Annotated in this window: 18 protein-coding genes; 11 read left to right on the plus strand and 7 right to left on the minus strand. The window is 35.2% G+C overall.

Annotated features, from left to right (window positions below):
- Positions 1-31: 31 nt before the first annotated feature.
- From L5B76_RS03560 to L5B76_RS03575, 4 genes are read right to left on the minus strand one after another with little or no spacing between them, the layout of a single operon-like run.
- Positions 32-679 carry an ABC transporter ATP-binding protein gene (locus L5B76_RS03560; RefSeq protein WP_265754240.1) on the minus strand — a complete coding sequence of 216 codons (648 nt, stop codon included), beginning with the start codon at positions 677-679 and terminating at the stop codon, positions 32-34.
- Positions 676-1473, minus strand: coding sequence for an ABC transporter permease (locus L5B76_RS03565; protein ID WP_265754241.1), 798 nt, complete (start codon positions 1471-1473; stop codon positions 676-678). Before L5B76_RS03565 ends, L5B76_RS03560 begins: the two co-directional genes overlap by 4 nt.
- Positions 1473-2606 carry a capsule biosynthesis protein gene (locus L5B76_RS03570; protein ID WP_265754242.1) on the minus strand — a complete coding sequence of 378 codons (1134 nt, stop codon included), beginning with the start codon at positions 2604-2606 and terminating at the stop codon, positions 1473-1475. The genes L5B76_RS03565 and L5B76_RS03570 overlap by 1 nt, the downstream gene beginning before the upstream one ends.
- Before the next feature lie 9 nt (positions 2607-2615).
- The gene (locus L5B76_RS03575; RefSeq protein WP_265754243.1) at positions 2616-3767 is read right to left on the minus strand and encodes a polysaccharide biosynthesis/export family protein; all 1152 of its coding nucleotides are present in this window, start codon (positions 3765-3767) and stop codon (positions 2616-2618) included.
- 297 nt (positions 3768-4064) lie between these two features.
- On the opposite strand from L5B76_RS03575, the gene wecB reads away from it, so the two are divergent.
- The 11 genes from wecB to L5B76_RS03630 are packed head-to-tail and all read left to right on the plus strand — an operon-like array spanning position 4065 to position 20159.
- Positions 4065-5189 carry a non-hydrolyzing UDP-N-acetylglucosamine 2-epimerase gene (gene wecB / locus L5B76_RS03580; protein ID WP_265754244.1) on the plus strand — a complete coding sequence of 375 codons (1125 nt, stop codon included), beginning with the start codon at positions 4065-4067 and terminating at the stop codon, positions 5187-5189.
- A 9-nt stretch (positions 5190-5198) separates the two neighbouring features.
- A complete protein-coding gene (gene wecC / locus L5B76_RS03585; RefSeq protein ID WP_265754245.1) occupies positions 5199-6470 on the plus strand; it encodes a UDP-N-acetyl-D-mannosamine dehydrogenase in 1272 nt (423 codons plus the stop codon).
- A gap of 22 nt (positions 6471-6492) precedes the next feature.
- The gene (locus L5B76_RS03590) at positions 6493-9504 is read left to right on the plus strand and encodes a glycosyltransferase (protein WP_265754246.1); all 3012 of its coding nucleotides are present in this window, start codon (positions 6493-6495) and stop codon (positions 9502-9504) included.
- Positions 9505-9514: 10 nt separating this feature from the next.
- Entirely contained in the window at positions 9515-10951 is a 1437-nt protein-coding gene (locus L5B76_RS03595) for a hypothetical protein (RefSeq protein ID WP_265754248.1), read from the plus strand.
- 12 nt (positions 10952-10963) lie between these two features.
- A complete protein-coding gene (locus L5B76_RS03600) occupies positions 10964-11329 on the plus strand; it encodes a capsular biosynthesis protein (RefSeq protein ID WP_265754249.1) in 366 nt (121 codons plus the stop codon).
- Positions 11330-11348: 19 nt separating this feature from the next.
- On the plus strand, positions 11349-12893 hold the full coding sequence (locus L5B76_RS03605; protein ID WP_265754250.1) for a hypothetical protein: 1545 nt from the start codon (positions 11349-11351) through the stop codon (positions 12891-12893).
- Positions 12890-13651, plus strand: coding sequence for a glycosyltransferase family 2 protein (locus tag L5B76_RS03610; protein ID WP_265754251.1), 762 nt, complete (start codon positions 12890-12892; stop codon positions 13649-13651). The genes L5B76_RS03605 and L5B76_RS03610 overlap by 4 nt, the downstream gene beginning before the upstream one ends.
- 17 nt (positions 13652-13668) lie before the next feature.
- Positions 13669-15858, plus strand: a complete 2190-nt coding sequence (locus tag L5B76_RS03615) for a hypothetical protein (protein ID WP_265754252.1) — start codon at positions 13669-13671, stop codon at positions 15856-15858.
- 2 nt (positions 15859-15860) lie between these two features.
- On the plus strand, positions 15861-16874 hold the full coding sequence (locus L5B76_RS03620; RefSeq protein WP_265754253.1) for a CgeB family protein: 1014 nt from the start codon (positions 15861-15863) through the stop codon (positions 16872-16874).
- A 1-nt stretch (position 16875) separates the two neighbouring features.
- A complete protein-coding gene (locus L5B76_RS03625) occupies positions 16876-18906 on the plus strand; it encodes a capsular polysaccharide biosynthesis protein (RefSeq protein WP_265754255.1) in 2031 nt (676 codons plus the stop codon).
- A 23-nt stretch (positions 18907-18929) separates the two neighbouring features.
- The gene (locus L5B76_RS03630) at positions 18930-20159 is read left to right on the plus strand and encodes a capsule biosynthesis protein (RefSeq protein ID WP_265754256.1); all 1230 of its coding nucleotides are present in this window, start codon (positions 18930-18932) and stop codon (positions 20157-20159) included.
- Between the two features lie 528 nt (positions 20160-20687).
- On the opposite strand, the gene xerD is transcribed toward L5B76_RS03630, so the two are convergent.
- From xerD to proC, 3 genes are read right to left on the minus strand one after another with little or no spacing between them, the layout of a single operon-like run.
- On the minus strand, positions 20688-21581 hold the full coding sequence (gene xerD, locus L5B76_RS03635) for a site-specific tyrosine recombinase XerD (RefSeq protein WP_265754258.1): 894 nt from the start codon (positions 21579-21581) through the stop codon (positions 20688-20690).
- Positions 21582-21613: 32 nt separating this feature from the next.
- Positions 21614-22777 (minus strand): 3-phenylpropionate MFS transporter, encoded by a 1164-nt coding sequence (locus tag L5B76_RS03640; RefSeq protein WP_265754260.1) that lies wholly within the window; start codon positions 22775-22777, stop codon positions 21614-21616.
- Positions 22777-23592 (minus strand): pyrroline-5-carboxylate reductase, encoded by an 816-nt coding sequence (gene proC, locus L5B76_RS03645; RefSeq protein WP_265754261.1) that lies wholly within the window; start codon positions 23590-23592, stop codon positions 22777-22779. Before proC ends, L5B76_RS03640 begins: the two co-directional genes overlap by 1 nt.
- Positions 23593-23643: the final 51 nt, after the last annotated feature.

The raw sequence follows: 23643 nt of genomic DNA on the forward strand, positions 1-23643 counted from the left end.
TAAAGTGCGGGTATTTTTTAATACGTTTTATTTATTGTTGATTGTAATATTTATAGGCTTCATCAATGGAAGGAAAATCTAATAATTTGCCTTTTTCTAGCACCTTAGCACTATCACAATACTCACGGATTGCAGAAGGGCTGTGAGAAACGAGAATAATCGAGCGATCTTTACGTTTTTCAAAAAGCTCATAACGACATTTATCACTAAAGCGTGAATCCCCCACGGCAATCACTTCATCAATAAGATAGCAGTCAAATTCTACAGATAAGGATAACGCAAAGGCTAAACGCGCTTTCATTCCTGATGAATAACTTCTTACAGGTTCATAAAGGTAATTCCCCAATTCTGAAAAATCTTCGGTAAAGGCTTTTACATAGTCAATATCGGCATTATAAATACGACAAATAAAACGCAAATTGTCCATTCCCGTTAAGCTACCTTGGAATGCGCCACTAAAGGCGAGTGGCCAAGAGATGCTCATTTCACGGCGAATTGAGCCTGATGTTGGCGCTTCGACACCACTCATTAGACGAATTAAGGTTGATTTTCCTGCACCGTTACACCCCAAGATCCCAACTTTTTCACCTTTCTCAAGTTTAAAATTAATATCATTTAAAACAGTTACTGGGCCTGTTCTTGTATGATATTTCTTATAGACATTTTCTACACTGATCATCTTGCGTTAATCCTATTACTAAAACTGCGTACCATTAATAATCCAATTAAAAGCATTACTAAATCACAGGTAAGAAGGTAGCCAGGAGACTCCATTGTTACGACGCTTGAGCCAAAATAACCGTGTCTAAACATTTCTGTGCCGTGAATCATTGGAAACCATAGCAACATGGACTGCACATTACTAGGCAAACTACTTACTAAAACGAATGCGCCGGAAATAGGAAACATCAAGAATGTTAATGTTCCCCAGATCTTGCCAAAAAATTCTAAATAATAAGCTAGTGAGCAAATAATCAAGCCTAGACCAATGGCAAATAGCGCCATTAAGAACCAAGCAAAAAGCATATATAACACATCGCTTGGCATTTCAACCCAGCCGATTATCACAAGAAAGGCAAGCATCAAAATCTGCGCAACGGTTGCCCCCATAATTTCTAACGTCATTCTGGAAAAAAGCGTATCTAAAGGGCGAACATTACGGTGGTATAGCAATGCTATATTGGCTTCAATTGCGCCAATCGCCCTATTTGAGGCATTACGCCACATCATCAATAAGGGATAGCCTGTGATCGCAAAAGCAACAATATTTAGCGTAGAAAACCGATCTGCCTTTAAAAAATGCCACATCAATACAATAATAAGGGTCATCATAAAGGGTTCGACAAATAGCCATAAGAACCCTAAATTTTTACGCCCATAACGAGTAATGATTTCGCGTAGCAATAATGCTTTCAGCACTCGCCACTGAATTTGAAATGATTCTCGCAATGAAGTTTGTTCGCCATACTGCATTAGTTTTTATGCTCTCTCACACCTGCTAATAATAGTGTTAATACACCATAAAGCACCAAGCCAAGAATTAACGTTGCCAAAATATTGTATAAACGATGCGGCTCTAAGGCTAAATCTGGACGATTCGGCTTAGCAATAATTTCCAAATATAGCCGCTGTCTGCCCGCTTCTTCTTTTGCGCTTTGCAATGCTGACATTGCTGCGGTTAATTGCTGTTTCGCTAAGGTATCATCTAAAATCAAACGTTGGTACTCAGCAGATTGGGTAGTTAAAGATTTTTTCCCTTCAAACACCACATCTAACTGCTGTGATAACTCTTCTCGAATACTTTTTTGTCTAGCTCTTAACACTTTAACTTGAGGGTTATTTGGTGATAGCGCTCTGACTTGATCAAGCTGAGTTTGAATTGAAATTAATTCATTTTGTAATTTCTGTACCAAGGTCAAAACTGATTCTGATTGGCTTGCCACATCAAAAATTTCATTTTTAACACGGTATTGGCTTAATGCGACAGAAGTTTCAGTTAAATGATTCTCTGCTTCATTAACCGATTGTTCTGCGAATTTAATGGTATCCCTACGCGCACGATCATTAAGCTGATTCACTAATTTTTCAGCGAGATTGAGCAAGGCATTATTAATTTCTTGCGCTGATGCTGCATCAAAAGTACGCACCCTTAATGTTGCAATACCCGATAGTGAATCAATACTAATGGATAAATGATCGCGAAAATATTGATAGAACGCTTCTTGCGAATCAAATAATCCTAGTGGATCAAAACGACTGAAAAAATCCCCTTCATCATAATATTTTCTAAGCGGCAAATCAGTTTCTAAGGTGCTTAAAGCATTGCGAGAACGCATAAACTCTTGCACAGTAAAAGTGTCATCTTGAGAACGTGCAAAGCCGATACTTTGCAACAATGCCCCCATTCCACCTAAACTAGCCTGACTACGCGAAGAACGCACAATAAAGCTAGATTCAGAAATATAGACATCTGAAGCCCAGATCGAAAAATAAAAAATCGAACAGAAAGTAGGAATAATCACCGTTATCCACAGCAACGGATTAAGTTTCTTTAAATTCAATTTTTTCTTACGTCTTGCAATAGGCTGTTCAATATTTTGTTCCATTCTTCACACCTACATATTATTAATGCTATTGATAGTGGATAATGCTGGACTAGTTGAACCAAAAATCATACGAAGGAATTTTTGGAATTCAGCCAATGGTGCATTAGACACATAAACAATATCTTTATCTTTTATCGGAAACTGCTGAATCCAAAACATTGATTGTGGCTCCAATAAGTTAGCTTGATATACCGTTGGAATCTTCATTCCATTATGGAACCCTTTTTCCTGCCATTGTTGCTGATCAGCCAGTGATAATTCTTCAAATGGAATATAACGGAAAATAAAAACCCCACGCGGATCTGCTCGGTTATCGTTTAATCCACCAAGACGACCTATCGCCTCAGCCAAGCTCAAACCTTCAGCTGAAAAACGAATTTCTTTACTATTTCCTACCGCACCCATCGCAGTAAATGAAAGCGGGTTATTTAGTAAACTTAATACATCACCAGAACGCAAAAGGATATTCTCTTGCGGCTCACGGGCTAACTTAGCTAAGGAAATGGTCTTCACTTGATTATTGCGCGTAAGCTGAACTGAAATATCTTGTAAATCACCGCTAACGCCGCCAGCCGCAGTTACCGCATCAAGAACTCTTTCACCATACGTTGTTAAAGGCATACGCACTGCTGCCGCTTTAGTAAGCACTGTTACATTCGCAGAATTGTTTTTGACAACGCGTACAATAGCTTGTGGCTGATTAGCAATAGATTGTAAGCGATTGACAATATCAGTTTGAATTTGCTCTGGTGTTTTTCCTGCTACACGCAAAGAACCAATAAATGGAATGGTAACACGTCCATTATTGCTAACCATTTGCTCTGGCAAACGAGTGCTTTGACTAGCCGAAACACCACTTTCATCTAATACACTGCCAAATAAAATTGCTGGTGGTGCTTCCCAAAGAGTAATATCAAGCAAATCACCAGCATTTACCACACCTTGATAATGTTGCTTAGAAGAAGCTAGCTGTTTAAAAGATTGAACTTGGAAAGAATCACTTCCAACAACCTTATCATCTAACTTAATTAACTGAACAGTCGGAACATTAGTATTTTGCTGTTCCACTTTTTCAATGCTGCTTTTATCTGGGCCTGAATTGGGTAAGTTCGCACAGGATACTAATAAACAGCAGCTGACTGCGATAATATGTTTACGCATATGTTTTCCTTAGAGTCTTTATGTAAGATATTTATCACCACAAATCTCCTATAGTGAGGAGAAATAAAAATGGCCAGTCATATTAGTATAATACATAAATATAATTTATGGCGCATTTTTCTCATCTATCCAAAACAAAATCGTATTAGATGAGAGATTGAAGCAGTATCTTGACATTAACTAATATGAAGAACATCTTAACCATAAATAAATCTAATTTATAGAATTGATAAAATAATTCTATTACTATAAAATATGCAGATTTTGTTGGAATAATAGCATAGGAATCTTAATTACATGAGAGTATTAACAGTCTTTGGAACTAGGCCCGAGGCGATCAAAATGGCGCCATTGGTGCATGAGTTAAAGCGTCATTCAAATATCATTTCTAAAGTTTGTGTAACTGCACAACATAGAGAAATGTTAGATCAAGTACTAAATTTATTTGATATTCAACCTGATTATGATCTGGATGTCATGCAGAAAAAGCAGACATTAGAACAAATCACAACATCTATTATTGAAGGTCTATCTCCAATATTAGATGATTTTAAGCCTGATTTTGTACTTGTTCATGGGGATACAACAACAACTTTTGCAACAAGCCTCGCGGCATTCTACAAAAGAATAAAAATCGGTCATGTTGAAGCAGGGTTAAGAACTGGCAATTTATACTCTCCTTGGCCAGAAGAAGCTAATCGCTGTTTGACCTCGGTATTATCCACTCTCCATTTTTCACCAACTGTTGGTTCCAAAAATAATCTTCTTAAGGAAAACGTTGATGAAAATAAAATCTTTGTTACAGGTAATACTGTTATAGATGCATTACTGGAAGTTAGAGAAAAATTGAATGATGTAAACATCAAAGCACAAATGGAGTCTTTTTTTCCGTTTGTTAATAAGAATGATGAACAATCTAAGCTAATTTTAATCACGGCTCATCGTCGTGAAAATCATGGTAATGGCATTAAAAATATAGCTAAAGCAATTCACCTACTAGCTGATAAATATCCACAACTACAATTCGTACTACCACTACACTTAAATCCTGCTGTACGTAATACCTTTGAGGAATTTTTATCAGATCATCCAAACATTCATCTTATTGAGCCTCAAGAGTATTTACCTTTCACTTATCTAATGTCCAATGCTCATATTATCCTGAGTGACTCTGGTGGAATCCAAGAAGAAGCGCCTACATTAGGAAAACCAGTTTTAGTATTACGTGATACTACTGAACGTCCTGCCGCAGTGGAAGCTGGCACGGTAAGGCTTGTAGGAACAAATGTTGAGTCCATCGTTGAAGAATTCTCTAAGTTAATGGATAATCCTAAAGAATACCAAAGTATGTCAGAAGCAAAAAATCCATATGGTGATGGTACATCGGCAAAGCAAATTGTTAATGAATTATTAAAATATTAAGGAAAAAATATGAGTCAAAAAGTTATTTCTGTTATTGGTTTAGGTTATATTGGCTTACCTGCCGCTGCTATGTTTGCAACTAATGGTGCGAAAGTAATTGGGGTCGATGTTAATCAACATGCGGTTGATACAATTAACCAGGGGCAAATCCATATCGTAGAACCAGGATTACAAGAGATTGTCTCCAAAGCAGTGTCTAGTGGTCAATTATATGCAACTACTAAACCGGAACCTGCTGATGCGTTTGTTATTGCAGTGCCAACTCCCTTTAAAGGTGATCATGAACCTGATCTAAGCTATATTGAAGCCGTTTCTAAAGCATTAGCTCCCGTCTTAAAGAAAGGAGATACTATTATTTTAGAATCAACTTCTCCAGTAGGTACAACTGAACAGCTAGTTAATTGGCTATCGGAAGCTCGACCTGAATTAAAATTCCCCCATGAATCAGATAATGATGAGCCTGATATCTATGTAGCTTACTGTCCTGAACGTGTATTACCGGGACAAGTGATTAAAGAGCTTGTAGAAAATGATCGAATCATTGGTGGAATTACAGACATTTGTTCAGAAAAAGCGATTGAAATTTACAAAATCTTTGTCCAAGGTGAATTAGTAAAAACTAATGCCAGAACCGCAGAAATGAGTAAATTAACAGAAAATGCCTTTCGCGATGTAAATATTGCCTTTGCAAATGAACTTTCTTTAATTTCAGACCGCTTAAATATCAATGTATGGGAACTAATTTCTTTAGCAAATCGCCACCCTAGAGTTAATATTTTACAGCCTGGTTGTGGAGTGGGCGGACATTGCATTGCTGTAGATCCTTGGTTTATTGTTGATAAAACACCAGATCTAGCAAAAATGGTGAAATCTGCTCGCGAAGTAAATGATAGTAAGCCTGAATGGGTGATTAACCAAGTAAAAGAGTCAGTAGAAAAAGTTTCAAAACGAACTGGTAAAGCTATTGATGATCTGTCTATCGTATGTTATGGCTTAGCATTTAAACCTGATATTGATGATTTGCGTGAAAGTCCAGCATTAATGATTACAGAAAAACTGATGGATCTTTACCCGAACCAAGTCTATGCAGTAGAACCTAACTACCACAAAGACATAGAACATCATGGTAAAAAAGAAATCAATCTAGTCGATTATATAGAGAGTCAAGAAATTGCAGATGTAGCAGTACTATTGGTTAATCATAAAGAGTTTATGAAAAATAAACCTAATTTCTCTAATGACGTGACTATTATCGATACAAAAGGAATTTGGTTAGATTAAACATCAGGTAATAAACATAGCTATGAGCAAAAAACGAAAATATAAACACTCTAATAGTAAGAGACCTACTAAGGTAGGTTCTCTCTCTACTATTAATACTCTCGAGTCTAAAGAACAGATAAACGATAAATATTCAAATAATGATCTTATATCCTTATTAAGGCATCGAATTGCATTATTAGATAAAAAAAACATTAGACTAGAAAATAAAAACATATCTATTACGCATGAAAATAATAATTTAAAAGAAAAACTAAATTATTATCAAAAAGCACATATTGAATTAGAACAAGAAAATAGAAACTTAATAGCTAAAGAGCTAAAAGCTCAAGATAAAATATTAAGTTATGAGAATTCAATGTCATTTAGATTAGGATATGCAATAATCTTTGCTTTTAAAGAGCCCGGAGGAATAAAACGTTTACTTAAAACAATAATATCTTTGATCCAAGAAAAAAGAACTAAAAGAATTAGACAGAAGCTAGTCTCCCATAATATAAACATATCAAAACAACTTTATCATAATCAATCTACTATAACTCAGTGGAATCAGAGAAGGCCTGTAATTCAGTGGATAGAGAGTGATATAAAAGGGACAGAATTTATCGATATAAATCATAATACTTCGCAACCTTTGGATAAAAAAGGGGTATCTATATCTATCCCCGCAAATGGCGCAAGTCAATTACTATTATCAATTGATGTTAATTGCGAAAACTTAACACCTAAGCAAGCTCTTGTATCCTTTGTTTTTGAAGACAAGGATAAAAATATTCTTGAATCTGGAATTGATTACCCATTTAGTCAATCCTTAAATAAACACTATATTTATTTAAATACCGAACTATCATCTATTAATCGGATATTATTAGCTTTACCACCCAACTGTGAAAAAATTACATTAAACATACAGTCTTGGGTTGATGCCGGCTCACCTGTCTATTTAAATAATACCCTAGGCATTGAACGTCTTATGTCTGGGATATCTGTAATAGTTCCAACCTACCAAGGAATGAAAACAATAGAAAAATGTATTGAATCTTTACTATTACAGACATTACCTCTATATTTATATGAAGTAATTGTAGTAATTAATGGTCCGCGGGATAAAACTGATGAGCTTTTAGATAAAATCAGAAGTCGGAACTCTCTGGCTAATATAAAAGTATTAATATTGGAAGAAGCTGGAGTTGGTAAAGCTCGTAACCTTGCAATCCAAGAAGCTAAGTATAACTATATTACCTTTATAGATGATGATGATTTTGTTAGTCCTGAGTATTTATCATCTCTATATGCCCAAGCAAATTATCATTCTCTTGTATTAACAGGCGTAAACGATGTGACTAATTCTGGTGAAATAAGACATACTACGATCACTAAACAGCTAGAAAAAGCTGCTACAAAGCACACTATACAATATAATGACGTGTCTTCATCACTTACAATGAATGCTTGTAAGCTTGCTCCATCACATATGGTCAAATCAATATCCTACCTTACACAACTAAAAAGCGGTGAAGATGTAGTGTACTGGTCAGATCTAATTAGTAAATTTCAGCCTACTATTTATTTAGTGAATGACTTAAATACAGCAGTATATTATAGGTTATTAAGAGAAAATTCCGTTTCTCGCCAAAGAGAGTCATTTAGCTTTAACGTGGAGCAACGGCTAGAGGTTATTTTACACTTAATAGCCTTACTTGAAAAAGCAACAACACCATATATTACTAATTTTATACAAAGTAAAATTAATGCTCAGGCTGGATTTATTAAACGATACTTAGATAAGTATCCAGAAGAATATATTAATTTCCAAAAACTAGTTGAAAATAATGAAATAAATAATATTTTTATAAGAGAAATTAATGCTAAGTTTTCAAAGATGTTGGTTATATCATATTGCTATGCTCCTTACATGGATACATCTGGTATTGTAATGAGTAAAAGAGTGCGTGAAATGAATAAACCTGTTGATATTATCTATAATAGTATGGATAAAGTTCGTTCAAAAGACAATGACTTACTAAAAATCTCAGCTCCATTTATAGGCCAAATGATAGAATTAAAAGCATCTCAAACATTCTCAAATTGGAAAGGTATACAACAATTCTCAGAGCAAACATTTATTGAAGTAGGGAAACTTTTAGCACATCGACCGCTTTATGAAACCATTTATAGTAGAGCTATGTGGCCAGCATCTCACTTTGCAGCTGCTTTAATTAAATCAAAATATCCACAGATAAAATGGATTGCTGAATTTTCTGATCCTTTGTTAATTGATGTAACGGGAAATATTAGATATGAACCTTTATCTTTAAATTGGCTTTCAATACATAATTTACTTCCTAAACAATATAATCAAAATAATGATAATCTTTTTTATTGGTGTGAAATGTTAGCATATGCTTATGCCGATGAACTAATTTTCACAAATAGAAATCAATTAGATTATATGTTATCTTATGCAGATGAGAATATTCGCCATAATATTACTAGTAAAGCTATAATACAGCCCCAGCCTACATTACCACGCAGTTTTTATGGGCTATCAAATGCCCAATTAAAAAAAGATAATGAATACTTTTATATTGGCTACTTTGGCTCTTTCTACCCTAATAGAGGATTTAGACCATTCTTAGAGGCCTGGGGAATGTTATCTATAGATCTTCAGGATAAGATTCGTTTAGTCGTTTATACTCAACAATCACCTGAAGAAATATTAGAAGATGTATCAGATAACCTTAAAAAGAATATACTTATTTATCCCTATGTGGGTTATCTTGATTTTTTAAAACTTAGTGATGATCTTGACGCGTTATTAGTAATGGATACCATTACTAACAGATTGAAAACTAATAATCCTTACCTTCCTTCCAAATTAAGTGATTATCTAGGCAGCAGAACTAAAATTATAGCTTTAGTTGAAAAAGGTAGTCCAATGGAGAAAATTAAGGCAAACAATATTACTCATATCGATATATCTGATATCAATAAAATATACTATTTAATTAAACAATTTCTAGCCACAAGTTGAGACTAAATTTATGATAAGTTTTTTAAATGTATCTAATTATAATGACTTACTTTCTTTAATAGATAAGCTCAAGGTTTATAATCACATTGATATAGAAAAGGAAGTCACTTTACTCAAAGAGTTTGAAAGCCCCCACTTTACAAATCATATACGTAATATAGTCATGCGTACTGTTGGAACAAGTAAGCTGCCGGAGATTATTGATTCTATTGATAAATTTATTACATCCATAGAACCTAAATTACCTAAAGATTGTAGCGAGGTATTTTTTTCTAACATAGCTTTCTGGGCAAGTTCTTACTTTTGGAAGAATATTACTCTTTTTGCTGATAGATTTTCTACTCTAGGTTATTCTGCCTCAACTTTATTCATGGCTAATCCTAACAACCTGAAAAAGATTATCGAATACATATCTCAAAATAGAGTCATTACATTATCTCCTGTATTATGTATGCAGATTGCTTTTAGGAATACTGTTAATAATTTTAAAGATGAAAAGCTTATTCTTCCAATGCTACTAGAAAGAATGAATCCTAGATCTGGGGATAGAATTGCAGTTTCGGCGTTAAAACAAAGATTACAATCTATAAATAAAACTTTTGAAATAAAATCCACCAAGAGAAAAGCACTATTTATATGTGGGCAATTCCGTGACATCGAAATGACTATTCCTAGACTTACTAATTATTTTGATATAAATAATCTAGATATATATATATCAAGTTGGTTAAAACCAGGTTCAACTCGCATTGATCCAGTTCGTCTAAATCGGCGCGTAGAATCATCAGCCATAGACCAGATTTTAGAAAAATTCAACAAAGAAGAGTTAGAGCAAATAGCTAATTATGAAGACATAGAACGAAATAAGAACATTAAAAATACCAAACTGATATTAGAACAAGGTTTTTCACAAGCAAAGAAATTAAAAATATCTCTATTAGACGATGATGATGTTATATATAAATTGATGGATAACCATGAAAAAATGCACTTCCATAATTTATATTGGATAAGAAAGCTAGGTAAGAAATTTTTCCTAGAAAACTATGATATTATTATAAAAACTAGACCAGATATTTTGCTATCTATACCAGAAAAAGTAAGTTCACATTTATATGAAATATCATCTCAAGATATTTACTGTGATCATCCGGAATGGTTATATGAAACCTGGGGATTTGGCATGGGAGATCAGTTGTTCTATGGTAATACTGAGCTTATGCTTTCTCTATTAGATATAAAATATCCAGAAAGTCTCTCTACTCGCTTGCTCTCAGAAACATTCCACTTAGGAAGATTGACTCAAGGACATATAAATATAGGGATTGAACTTTGGCTAAGGGGAGGAAGACCTACCAAGATTCCTGAATTAATAAAAAGAGGTTTAGCTTCAGAAAAAAAATTAACATTGGAAGAGTTTTTGGATTTAGCAAATAATGTTATATAAAGGAAATATATTATGAAAAGATTGATTGTTGATTTAGATAATACTATATCTTTTACAAAGAATGGTGATTATGCAAATGCTCAGCCTAATCTGCCACTAATTAATAAACTTAGAGAATACTCTTATAAAGGCTTTGAAATTGTAATTTCAACTAGTAGAAATATGAGAACTTATCAAGGAAATATTGGTAAAATTAATGCCAACGCTCTCCCTATTATTATCGATTGGCTTAATAAATATAATGTTCCATACAATGAAATCATTACCGGAAAGCCATGGTGTGGCTTTGATGGGTTCTATATTGATGATAAAGCAATACGTCCAGACGAATTTATTAATTCTGATTATGAAGAAATTAATAAACTAATCAATGGTTAATAAATCATAAGGAGAAACTATGATAATTATTACTTCTGGAGCTTATTTACAAGGCGAATTAAAGTCTGAATTTGGTAATCTTCCCCCAGTATATCTTCCTTTAGGGAATAAACCTCTTTTGCACTATCAGATAAAAGCACTCAGAAATATTTTCCATAATGAAAATATCATTTTAACATTGCCAGAAAGCTTTCAGCTAACAAGTTTTGAAAATGAATTAAATAATAAGTTAAATATTAATATTATTCCTGTGCCAGATGAATTGACGCTATCTTCGTCTATATTATATGCAATAAATATTAATGGAAGCTATGATGAGCCAGTGAGAATTTTGCATGGAGATACACTAATTTTTGATTTACCTACGACCTTAGATTGCTTAAGTATTGCAGATAGTGAGGATAATTATGATTGGTATCGCCCTGATAATAACTTAGAAGTATGGAGCGGTTTTTTTGCTTTTCAGAATACAAAAACTCTTGTCAAAATGCTTTCTAAGCATAGCTTGTTTTCTTTAGCTGTGTCATCATATAATAAACAATTCTCTCTTAAGGAAATAAAAACTAAAGATTGGTTGGATTTTGGACATCTAAATACTTATTTTGCAGCAAGAAAAACAGTAACAACACAACGGGCATTTAATTCTTTAAGAATTAGTGAAGGAATTGTGACTAAATCTGGTACACCCGCTGCCAAAATACAAGCAGAAGGAAAATGGTTTAATAACTTACCTTTAGATTTAAAGCCTATGACGCCAGCTTTGTATAAAATTAATGACACACCTTCTCCATCGTATTCTTTGGAGTATTTACCGCTCTCCCCACTTAATGAACTATATGTATATGGTAGACATAATGAAAAATTCTGGTATAAAATATGTAGATACTATAATGATTGGTTTAATAAGGCCACTAAGTTATCTCCACCTGATATAGATCTTAATCCTATCCGCACTAGATTGATCAAAGATAAAACGTACGAGAGACTGGCAATATACTCAGAACAAAATCAATTCAATCTAGATCATCCACTGATAATAAATGGGGTAAATTTACCATCTTTAAAAGAGATTGCAGAAGATTGCATCCAAAAGAGTCTCTATCAAAAACCTATTACAGGAGTTTTTCATGGCGATCCTTGCTTTAGTAACGCACTTTATGATGGTCGCAATGGACGATTAAGACTCCTGGATCCACGTGGAATTAACGATTCTCAGGGATTAATTGGCGATATAAGATATGATTTAGCTAAGATTATGCATTCATTTATTGGATTATATGATTTTATAATCGCTAAAAAATACAATCTTAATTCGATATCTGATTATGAATGGAATTTTAGAATTGAAAAATCTAAGCAAATAGATATTATTATAGATAATTTCTTAAATTTTTCTTTTGATGCATTTCCAAAAGATGCTATAAATCAAACTATTCCAGACATGATTCTATTATTTATATCTATGTTACCATTACATTCAGATGATAGTTCTAGACAAAAAGCTCTTCTATGCAATGCTCTAAGATTATATGTTAAATTTTTTCATCAGGATGAAGCAATATGATTATTATTCCAATGGCTGGTAATTCTAGCCGCTTTTTTAATGCAGGTTATCAAGTACCTAAGTATCAATTACCATTATGGGGTATGCCTATGTTTGATTGGGTATTGAAAACTTTTGAAAATTATTTTCAAAGTGAAGAGTTTAGATTTATCGTTAGAAAAGATTTGAATGTAAAAGATTTTGTTGAAGAACGGTGTACATTATTGGGAATTACCGATTTTAGTATTGTCGAATTAGAGCATGAGACAAAAGGGCAAGCAGAGACAGTATATCTAAGCTTAACTAAAGAAGATATGGATAAATCTATTTGTATTTTTAATGCCGATAGCTTTGATTTAAGCTTTAAAATGCCTGATTTAAATCAAATGCCTGGATTATTAGATGTTTTCTTAGGAGAGGGAGATCATTGGTCGTTTGTTAAGCCTGCAGAATCAGAAAAAACAATACTCAATACTGGAAATATTGGAAAAGTCGAATCCACAACAGAGAAAAATCGTATTTCTAACTTATGCAGCGATGGTATGTATTTTTTTCGGAATGCAAAATTATTCGTGGATGCTTATATCAGTGGTCAAGAGCAAGTTGAACAAGAAAATAAAGAAATATATATTGCTCCTTTATACAATCAACTTATAAAAAAAGGAATATCTGTTTATTATAGAATGGTTCAAAGTAGCACACTCTATTTTTGTGGGACACCTGATGAATATAATTATTTATTACAAATAAAAACACCAAGTATAAACTATAAAAAATAGATAGGGAGAACTAAAATATGGATCGAATTATTCCATCCAGATATACTCATGGGGTCATAGTGCTTGAAGATATTGGCAATGGGTTTATTACTATTCCTGATCCCCTAAGAAATCATTTTATGCTTCATAATTTACATGGAATTGTTGAATCAAAGAAACTAGCTGGCTTATTTGAGCTAGATGATTTTATTGGCCATGATGGAAAATTGTATACCTTAAATGAAGCTTTAGAATGGACCGGTGAATGGCTTGGTGTATTTTATTCAGAAGAACTTGATACATGGTTGATAATGGCTGATGTCTTTGGTTTTGCTCAATTACATTATGCAATTATTCCATTCAAATCAGGTAAGCAAAAATTAGTCGTTAGTACCACTTTTCGTGGTATTTTATCAACATTAAAAGCATTAGATTGTGCTTTGGAAATTGATTGGAGTGCAGTATTACCTCACCTAACGTCAACAGTTAATTTATTTAGTACGAGGGCCTCAGAACAAAGTTTTGCAAAATTAATTCATGTAGCTAGTCATAATAATATGCTTGTTTGTAATAAACAAGGTGTGGCTTTATTACCTCGGCCTAATATGTTTTTGAATAGCTCAACCAATATGAGTTATGAAGATCTACTTGATAAAGGAATTGAAACAGCAGTTGATAATATTAACCAATTGTTGACATTGAATCGAAATTGTTCAATTGCACTATCAGGAGGAAAAGATTCACGAGTTTTATTTAGCCTATTACTGGCGGCTGGAAAGGAGAAAGAATTTAAGGTCTTTACTCAAAGACCTAGCAAAAATATTGGTGCTACCGCAGAGATACTTAGCCAAGATCTTTTATTGGCATCTAAGATTGTAGATAAATTTGGATTAGAATGGTATGTGCCTTCAAATGGAGAATCTTTTAAGATTTCATTTGAAGAGTCATTAAATGAATGGCAGGATTTACGATCGAATCAAAGTTTTGAGATACAACCAAGGAAAGATACCCGTAGAAATTGTAATGATGTTATGTTAATGGGGATAGGTGGTGAATTATTAAGAAGTTATATAGGTACTGGTTATAAAAAAGGTTTTCCTAACTGGTGGGCAAATGCTGACGCAAATGATATTGGTATTGGAAAAGATTTAGGTCAATTATTTAATCATATAGTCAAGCCATGGCATCTTCAATCAGCTTTTTTTGAAGATAGTAAAAAACTATTTATTCAGAGCTTTAACTTTTCTAAATCAGGTAATGCAATAACTCAAATTGATCATTCATATTCTCATTATCGTTCAAGAGCACATGCTGGAATTTGTCAGTGGCGTAGTTTATTTGGAACTTTACTATTTTATCCATTAGCTAGGATAGAATTTGTTGAGGCAAACAAATTGCTCTCTGATGAAGATCAGTCTGATGGGAAAATACTATTTGATATTATTGAAAGGATTTGTCCGGATTTAAACGCTCTTCCTTACGCTTCTCCAAAATGGCCAGACCGCTTTAAAACAAAAGGCAAAACTAGTTTTTGGCAGGATGCTTCTGTTGAACGAGCAACAGAATTATATAGTAAATCTATATTGAATACACCTATGGTTATAACTAAATCCAATGAAATTGATGATTATGATTTTCATAAATATGCTTTAGAGAGGATCAATGAAAATTTTTCTATTGTTGGCGATAGTTGTCCTGATATAGATGGTATTATAGATAGGTCGGTAAGAAAGTCTCAGAAAAATACTTCACATTTGCAGCAGGTATTAGCAGTTACAGAAACTCTACGGGATATCGTATACCCGCCAATTGTTACAAGGAAGCAGCTGTCTATAAAAATAGGGCAGCCTTTCACTGAAATAATCTATTTTGATGAAAAAATAATTAAACAACATCGTTTGAATCTAAAAGAAGATAAATTTAAAAATAAAAACTTATTTTTACAACATTGGGATAAAATTGATTTATCTAATTGCACTGGTGTAATAAATAGGCTAGAGACATCAATATATGTTGTTTTGTCAAATAAACCTCATGAGTGTGAGGTAGCGTATTATTTCTATGCTGATGGCGTTAAATTATATGCTTCTTCATACTTCAATAAGGATGAGTGGACCTTACCAAATTACCCCTTAAATGCAAAGATACTCAGGGTAACTATCTTTCTTCGTTGGAAAGGGGCTCCAGAAGCACAAAGAGTATTTGATATTGGATATAATATAAAATAAAAATGCAAGATAAATCTAAAGTATTACTTATATCAGATTCATTAACATATCACTCTTTACAAGAAGTGAAAGAAATTGATGTATTACTATCTAATAAGAGTAGATTTCACTTTTGGGGTAATTCATATTCTCTTCGTGAAGTCGATTTATTACTTATTGAATCCGCTTGGCAAGGCTATAAAAATCGTTGGAAATATAAGATAGCCTCTTATCCTGAGCATCCGAAACGCAATAATGATACATTACGACGTTTAGTTGAAAAAGCAAAGGATAAAGGAATCCCTACTGTCTTCTGGAATAAAGAAGACAGTGTTCATTTTGATCGCTTTATTGACAGTGCAAAGCTATTCGACCATGTATTTACTGTAGATGAAAATTGTATTCCCAAATATAAGGCTATTATGGGTGAAAATGCCTCAGTACATACATTAATGTTTGCTGTACAACCTAAGTTTCACTCATTTACCGGTTTTAATTTTAAATATAACCGAGCTAATTTTGTTGGAAGTTATAGCCATCACATCCACTCCTTACGTAGAGAATGGCAAAATCAATTATTTCATTCAGCATCTGAAACTGGTCTTGGCTTAACTATATTTGATCGTAATTCCGATCGAAAATCACCTAACTATCGTTACCCTATATTACCTAATATGGATATTTTCCCTGCACTAGAATATCAACAAACAGCTCAAGTTTATAAAGATTATCTAGTATCGTTGAACGTAAATACAATTACTGACTCAGCTACTATGTTTTCTCGCAGATTAGTTGAAATTTTAGCTTGTGGGGGGATCGCAGTAACTACACCTGCTCTATCTGTGCAACGTCTCTTTTCCGATTATTGCCACATAGTAAATAATTCTGATGAAATGGAAGAATTATTTGCTCGCTTAAAATATGGGCCAAATAAAGATGATCTAGAAAGAGCAAAAGCTGGCTCTGATTACGTTTTAGCAAACCATACTTGGGAACATAGAATCCAACAAATTTTAAATGTAATTGGATTATCATAATATGAGCCTATTAATCCCTTCTTTTGCCATAAAGAAAATTCCGCAGCTATTTACTTTTTTAGAAGAGGAAAAGTATTTAACTGAAAAGAAATATATTATTGGTTGGGGATTAAAATTTTCTGGAAAAAGAGCTAAGTGGCTAGGAAATTTCTTTAACTATACATGTATATTAATTGAAGACGGCTTTCTTCGCTCTATCGGACTAGGAATTGAAGGATTTCCGCCATTTTCTTTGGTTGTGGACGATGTGGGTATTTACTATGCGGCAGAAAAACCTTCACGATTGGAAAAGTTAATTGTTGATTGTAGCTTAAATAATGAGCAAGCACAGCAATCCCATCGAGCTATGGCATTGATTCGTGAATGGCAATTATCTAAATATAATCACGCACCTTGCAAGCCAATAGCCACAGAACATAAAAATCAAATCGTATTGGTTATTGATCAAACATTTGGTGATATGGCGGTGCAATATGGCTTAGCTGATGAAAATAGTTTTCGTCAGATGTTGCAAGCAGCATTGCAAGAAAATCCCGATGCTGAAATTTGGGTGAAAACACACCCTGATGTAATTGTAGGGAAGAAACGGGGATATTTAACGGATTTATTAGATCAACCGCGTGTGAGAATTATTAGTCAAGACATTAATCCACCCACCTTGTTATCGCAGGTGGATAAAGTATATTGCGTTACTTCACAAATGGGATTTGAAGCATTGCTACAAGGTAAAGAAGTGGTAACCTTTGGTGTACCTTGGTTTGCAGGCTGGGGATTAACCGATGATCGCCACCCTTTTGTTGCTGAACTGATCACACAACAACGCCGCAAGCCCCGTACATTAAATGAAGTTTTCTATGCCGCTTATTTTCAGTATAGCCGCTATATTAATCCATTTACTGGTGAAACAGGTGATATTTTTGATGTCATTCATTATTTAAGCTGGATTAAGCATTGGCAATCTGTATTAGTGGGCGATTTTTATTGCATTGGGCTTTCTTTGTGGAAAAAAACGGTGTTAAAACCTTTTTTCCATTTACCAAATTGCCGTTTACATTTTGTTTCTTCTCTTACCAAGTTTAAAAAAATTCAACTGCGTGAGAATGCGAAGTTATTGCTATGGGGACAAGGTAAGCCTGAATTCATAACTTATGCAGAACAAAATAATATTCCAATTTGGCGAATGGAAGATGGCTTTATTCGCTCTGTTGGATTAGGTTCAAACCTTGTTGCGCCACTTTCTTTAGTGGTTGATCCTTTGGGAATTTATTTTAATCCGCAGCAGCCTTCGCAGTTAGAATCTATTTTGCAGAATACAGCTTTCTCAGAAAAAGATGAAGATTTAGCTCGAGAAATACAGCAACAACTGATCCAAGCCAATATTGGTAAATATAATGTAGGATCTACTGGCTTTATTCGCCCAAATACGGAGAAAAAAGTCCTTTTAGTGCCAGGGCAAGTGGAAGATGATGCCTCTATTCGCTTTGGTTCGCCGCAGTGTCAATCTAATCTCACTTTGCTGCAGCAGGTTAGACAAGCTCACCCTGATGCTTACATTATTTATAAACCACACCCAGATGTATTAAGTGGCAACCGAAAAGGTAACGTAGCACAAGAGCAAGCATTAATTTATGCAGATCAAATTGTTACTGAGGCGAATATTTTGGATTGCATTCAAGCAGTCGATGAAGTGCATACAATGACATCTTTAGCTGGCTTTGAAGCGCTATTGCGGGGTAAAAGGGTATATTGTTACGGTTCACCCTTTTATGCCCATTGGGGATTAACGATTGATGCCTATGCCTTACCGCGTAGAAAAAGAAAATTGACATTAGCGCAGTTAATTGCAGGAACTCTGTTATACTATCCACTTTATCTTAACCCTAATACAATGCAATTAACTAATGCAAGCACCGCAGTTAAGATATTGTTGGAACAAAAAAATCAATTGAAAGATACGGGCTTATATAAGAGTTGGTTAAGCAAAAAAATAGGGAAATATTGTTACTTTGTACGCACTTTTTGGCTGAAATAGCTATTTATACCTAAGGGAACAAAATGATTGTTAATAATTTAAACGAGTTAGTAGCAAGCTCACAACGGATTTTATTATTACAAGGGCCTATTGGACATTTTTTCAAAGAGTTGGCGGATTGGTTATCTGAAACACAGCAAAAAACGGTTTATAAATTAAATTTTAACCCTGGTGATAAATTATTTTTTTCCGCTGCACTTCATAATCAATTTATTTTTGATTACAACAGCAAATTAGAATATTTTGATGTTTTCTTATTACAATTTTGCAAAGATCATAACATTGATACAATAGTGTGCTTTGGCGATAATCGCCGTTACCATCGTATAGCAAAAGCAGTAACTAAAAAATTAGGGTGTGCCTTTTGGGTATTTGAAGAAGGCTATTTTCGTCCGCACTATGTTACCTTAGAAAAAGAAGGCGTGAATGCCTATTCACCGTTACCAAGAGATAAGCAATTTTTTTTAAAACAAGCTGAAGAACTTCCCCCAATTTCTCAGCCAATTCCAGTAGCAAACGGTTTTTTTCCAATGGCAAAACTTGCTACACAATATTATGTAATCTCCAGATGCAAAGAAAAAGAATTCCCTTATTATAAACATCATAGAGTCTATAATCTCAATTATTATATAAAATTATGGCTTATTTCAGGAATGAAGCGTGTTTGTCATTGGATAAAAGAGCAATGTTTCATTCGTAAAATTAAGAAAAATAAATTAGGTGATTTTTATATTTTACCGCTGCAAGTTTATGATGACAGTCAAGTAAGAGTGCATTGCGATTTCGATAGCGTAGAACAATTCTTGATCTATGTGTTAGATTCTTTTGTAAAAAATGCTCCGACTTCGCTAAAATTAATCGTAAAACATCACCCAATGGATCGAGGATTTATCAGCTATAAACAGGTTATTCAGCGTTATCTCTCAGAACACCCAGAACTCCAAGGGCGTTTGTTTTATGTCTATGATGTTTCAATGCCTGTGTTACTTCGCCACAGCAAAGGAATGGTAACGCTTAACAGCACCAGCGGCTTATCCGCATTAATCCACAATATGCCCGTAATTACACTAGGACGCGCACATTACAACATTCCAGATATAACCCATCAAGGCTCATTAGAAGAATTTTGGCATAATCCACAACAACCTGATGCCGCTGCATTTAAGGCATATCATCTTTATCATTTACATAAAACCCAAATCAACGGTAGTTTTTATAATAAGGTGATTTTGCCTGAAGAAAAAATTGAGTAATTATTTTATTTAGGAATAAATTTAAAATATTTTTAATTACGCTATCGTTATTTTAGCTAATTACTTTTTCTTTGGAATAACTAACAGATTTCGCTCGTTGAGCGACCTACTTTCTTTTGTTTGCTCAAAAGAAAGTAGGCAAAGAAAAAAGCCCCCGACTAAATTGCTAATCTTCATTTTTAACAAATTTTCTTCACGAAAAGTAAGCCTGATGTTCGCTTCGCTCTCGCTCGGCGTTACTTTTCTAAAAATTTGTTAAAAATAAAGGCAATTTACACGGGAATTTAATTTTTCCTTTCATACATTAAAGGGGAGGAATTATGATACGCTTTCATATTTCATAGTACGCTTGTTTTTAAGCCAATCTTTAGTAAAGAGGAGTTGGGGAGATTTATTCTTAAAGTAATTTTTTTTATCTTTCTTAAAATCTCCAAAAAATCACCGCACTTCAAAATTCAACCTAACCTATTGAAATAGAACCTAGCGATATTTTTCTGAACTAAAAGTGCGGGTGTTTTTTTACAAATTTTACCCCCTTGGGTGATACCTTTCGTGTAGGTGTTTTAGGCGTTCTTTGGCGACGTGGGTATAGATTTGGGTGGTAGAGAGATCGCTGTGCCCTAAGAGCATTTGTACCACACGGAGATCCGCACCATGATTGACTAGATGCGTGGCAAAAGCGTGTCGTAATACGTGGGGGGAGAGCGCTTCGCTGTCAATATCCGCTAAAATTGCATAATGTTTAATCCGATGCCAAAAAGTTTGACGAGTCATTTGAGTGCCGCGCCGACTGGGAAATAGCACATCAGAAGGCTGCCCGTCGAGCAATGCAGTGCGCCCATAAAGCATAAATTGTTTGATCCAATAGGCGGCTTCTTCGCCCATTGGCACAATACGTTCTTTGTTACCTTTGCCGATGACACGCACCACGCCTTGTTGGACGCTGATGTTGTCAAGGGTAAGCGAAACCAGTTCGGTAACCCGTAAACCTGTGGCGTAAAGCAATTCCAGCATTGCTTTATCGCGTAATTCTAGCGGCACTTCCACGCAAGGAGTGTTGAGCAAATCCGTAACCTGTTGTTCGGTGAGATATTTAGGCAATCGGCTCGGTAATTTTGGCGAAGTTAGCACCGCACTTGGGTCGTCTGTGCGATATTTCTCCCGATATAAATATTGAAAGAATTTACGCAGCGCGCTCAATAATCTTGCTGTGCTTGTGGCTTTGTAGCCCAAGTTCAATCGCTCACCAAGAAAGCTTTGCAAATCAATGGCATCTAAGGTTTCAAAGGTGAGATTTTGCGTTTCGAGCCAATTTGCCACCGCACTGAGATCCAAGCGGTAAGATTGAATGGTATTCTCCGAAAGCCCTTTTTCTAACCATTGTTCATTGAGAAAAAGATCGATTAAGGCGCTGTCTTTCATTGTTAATCCTATTCTGCTCCCTATTCAACGTCCTATTCTACTCGGCGTACTAAAAAGGCTTCCACTTTCCGCGGAATAATCGGCAACGCGAGCAAGGCAAAAATCATCATTGACGTAAATGCCATTTGTGGGGAAATTGGATATAGCACGCCAGCCAATGCGGTAAGTAAGGCGATCACCGCCGAGCCTGAAATGCCGTTATACAAGCCTTGCAATTTTGCCATGGCATTTTGTGGTTGAGTGGTGATGTAACGCACCATGGCGTAATGACCAAGGGCATAAGTTAAGCTGTGCAATAATTGCACTAAGGCAATTAGCCAAAGGCTTGTCGCACTGCCTAACACGCCCCAACGCACTACACAAGCGATAGCAGCGCAGTAAAACAGGGTGCTTACTTTCCAGCAACGGAATAATTTGGTGGAAAAGAAAAAGAGCAAAATTTCCGCCACCACGCTTAATCCCCACAATAGACTGGTTGTCTGCACAGAAATGCCGATGCTTTGCCAATACAGCACGCTATAAGCATAATAAGCAGCGTGCGAACCTTGAATAAGAGAAATGGCAATAATTAAACGTAACGTGCATTTATTTTTTAATAACTGCAAAAATCCAACGGAATTTTCCACCGCACTTGTCTGCGTATCTTGTGGCAAAATCTTCGGCGTGGTCATTTGCATTATGGCATAAAGGGCTAACAATGCGCTTAAAATCCATACCGTATAATTCTCACCAATAAAGCCAATAATATTGCCAAACAGCGTAACGCCTACCACAAAGGCAGCGGAGCCAATCAATCGTGCTTTGCCATAATCCAAATGAATTTGCTGTTGCCAAGTTGTTGCAAGGGTGTCGCTTAACGGCATTCCTGCTGCATTAATCATGGCAAATAAGGCGATGCCAAGGCAAAGCAAGGGGAAGCTTTCCGCCACAAAGCTTATATAAAGCATGACGCCACAGCTTGCCCAAGCGAGATACCGTAAAGCATTGAGCAAATGCCCTGCTTTTTTGATCATTGCGGAAAAGCCGATCCCACCTAAAAAGCGGAAGACATAAGAACTGGCAATAATAAAGCCGATGATTTCTTCATTGTAAGATTGCGATTTCAACCACGCGGGGAAAAATGGCACAAACACGCCATAGGCGCAGTAATAGCCGAAAAAGCTCAAGGCTAACCAATTAAAAGGGCTGATTTTCATCAAAATAATTTTTCCATTTCTTGTGAACGTTGCACGCAAGCTTCAATGGCTTGCTGTACGGTTTGGGATAATTGTTGTTGCTGAAAAACATTTAGCGCTGCCGCCGTTGTGCCGCCTTTCGATGTTACATTTTCACGCAAGGTAGAAATGGCCACATCAGGCTGTTGTTGCACCATTTTGGCTGCCCCTAGGGCGGATTGTTGCACCAGAATTCGTGCGGTTTGTGCATCTAAATTGAGCGCTTTCAGTGCGTTTTCCATCGCTTCCATAAATAAGAAAAAATACGCAGGGCTGCTGCCAGAACCTGCGGTAATCAAGTGCATTTCATCTTCTCGATCAACCCAACAAGATTGCCCTACGGCATTCATTAAATCTTGTGCAAAGGCTTTGAGATCGGCTGGAACATTGTGTTCTGCAAATAAACCTGCCATTCCTTCCGATACCAAGGCTGGCGTATTCGGCATTACGCGGATAATATGGCGTGCGCTAGGCAAAAGTGCGGTAAGTTTTTGCACAGAAATTGCCGCTGCAATGGAGATCACTAATTTTTCAGAAAAATCCACCGCACTTAAAGACTCACAGACTTCCGCTAGGGCTTGTGGCTTCACCGCTAACACCACCACTTCGGCATTTTGTACCGCTTGCACATTATCTTGCGAAATATTCACTTGACGCTCAGCAAACAACGCCAATTTATCCGCATTCGGATCGCTAACGGTAATTTTTTGCGCAGGATACCCCTGTTTCAATAAACCAAACACGATAGCTTGCGCCATATTTCCGCCACCGATGAAAGTAATTAATTTCTGTTGCATAGTTTCGCCTTTATTCGATTAAATGCCGATATTTTATAGCAATTATAAAAA

Origin of the sequence: Avibacterium sp. 21-594, from assembly GCF_026226815.1 — a bacterium.
GTDB classification, from domain to species: domain Bacteria; phylum Pseudomonadota; class Gammaproteobacteria; order Enterobacterales; family Pasteurellaceae; genus Avibacterium; species Avibacterium avium.

Coding starts and splice junctions, on each gene's coding strand:
- L5B76_RS03560 (WP_265754240.1), bottom strand. CDS start 679: ATGATCAGTGTAGAAAATGTCTATAAGAAATATCATACAAGAACAGGC.
- L5B76_RS03565 (WP_265754241.1), bottom strand. CDS start 1,473: ATGCAGTATGGCGAACAAACTTCATTGCGAGAATCATTTCAAATTCAG.
- L5B76_RS03570 (WP_265754242.1), bottom strand. CDS start 2,606: ATGGAACAAAATATTGAACAGCCTATTGCAAGACGTAAGAAAAAATTG.
- L5B76_RS03575 (WP_265754243.1), bottom strand. CDS start 3,767: ATGCGTAAACATATTATCGCAGTCAGCTGCTGTTTATTAGTATCCTGT.
- wecB (WP_265754244.1), top strand. CDS start 4,065: ATGAGAGTATTAACAGTCTTTGGAACTAGGCCCGAGGCGATCAAAATG.
- wecC (WP_265754245.1), top strand. CDS start 5,199: ATGAGTCAAAAAGTTATTTCTGTTATTGGTTTAGGTTATATTGGCTTA.
- L5B76_RS03590 (WP_265754246.1), top strand. CDS start 6,493: ATGAGCAAAAAACGAAAATATAAACACTCTAATAGTAAGAGACCTACT.
- L5B76_RS03595 (WP_265754248.1), top strand. CDS start 9,515: ATGATAAGTTTTTTAAATGTATCTAATTATAATGACTTACTTTCTTTA.
- L5B76_RS03600 (WP_265754249.1), top strand. CDS start 10,964: ATGAAAAGATTGATTGTTGATTTAGATAATACTATATCTTTTACAAAG.
- L5B76_RS03605 (WP_265754250.1), top strand. CDS start 11,349: ATGATAATTATTACTTCTGGAGCTTATTTACAAGGCGAATTAAAGTCT.
- L5B76_RS03610 (WP_265754251.1), top strand. CDS start 12,890: ATGATTATTATTCCAATGGCTGGTAATTCTAGCCGCTTTTTTAATGCA.
- L5B76_RS03615 (WP_265754252.1), top strand. CDS start 13,669: ATGGATCGAATTATTCCATCCAGATATACTCATGGGGTCATAGTGCTT.
- L5B76_RS03620 (WP_265754253.1), top strand. CDS start 15,861: ATGCAAGATAAATCTAAAGTATTACTTATATCAGATTCATTAACATAT.
- L5B76_RS03625 (WP_265754255.1), top strand. CDS start 16,876: ATGAGCCTATTAATCCCTTCTTTTGCCATAAAGAAAATTCCGCAGCTA.
- L5B76_RS03630 (WP_265754256.1), top strand. CDS start 18,930: ATGATTGTTAATAATTTAAACGAGTTAGTAGCAAGCTCACAACGGATT.
- xerD (WP_265754258.1), bottom strand. CDS start 21,581: ATGAAAGACAGCGCCTTAATCGATCTTTTTCTCAATGAACAATGGTTA.
- L5B76_RS03640 (WP_265754260.1), bottom strand. CDS start 22,777: ATGAAAATCAGCCCTTTTAATTGGTTAGCCTTGAGCTTTTTCGGCTAT.
- proC (WP_265754261.1), bottom strand. CDS start 23,592: ATGCAACAGAAATTAATTACTTTCATCGGTGGCGGAAATATGGCGCAA.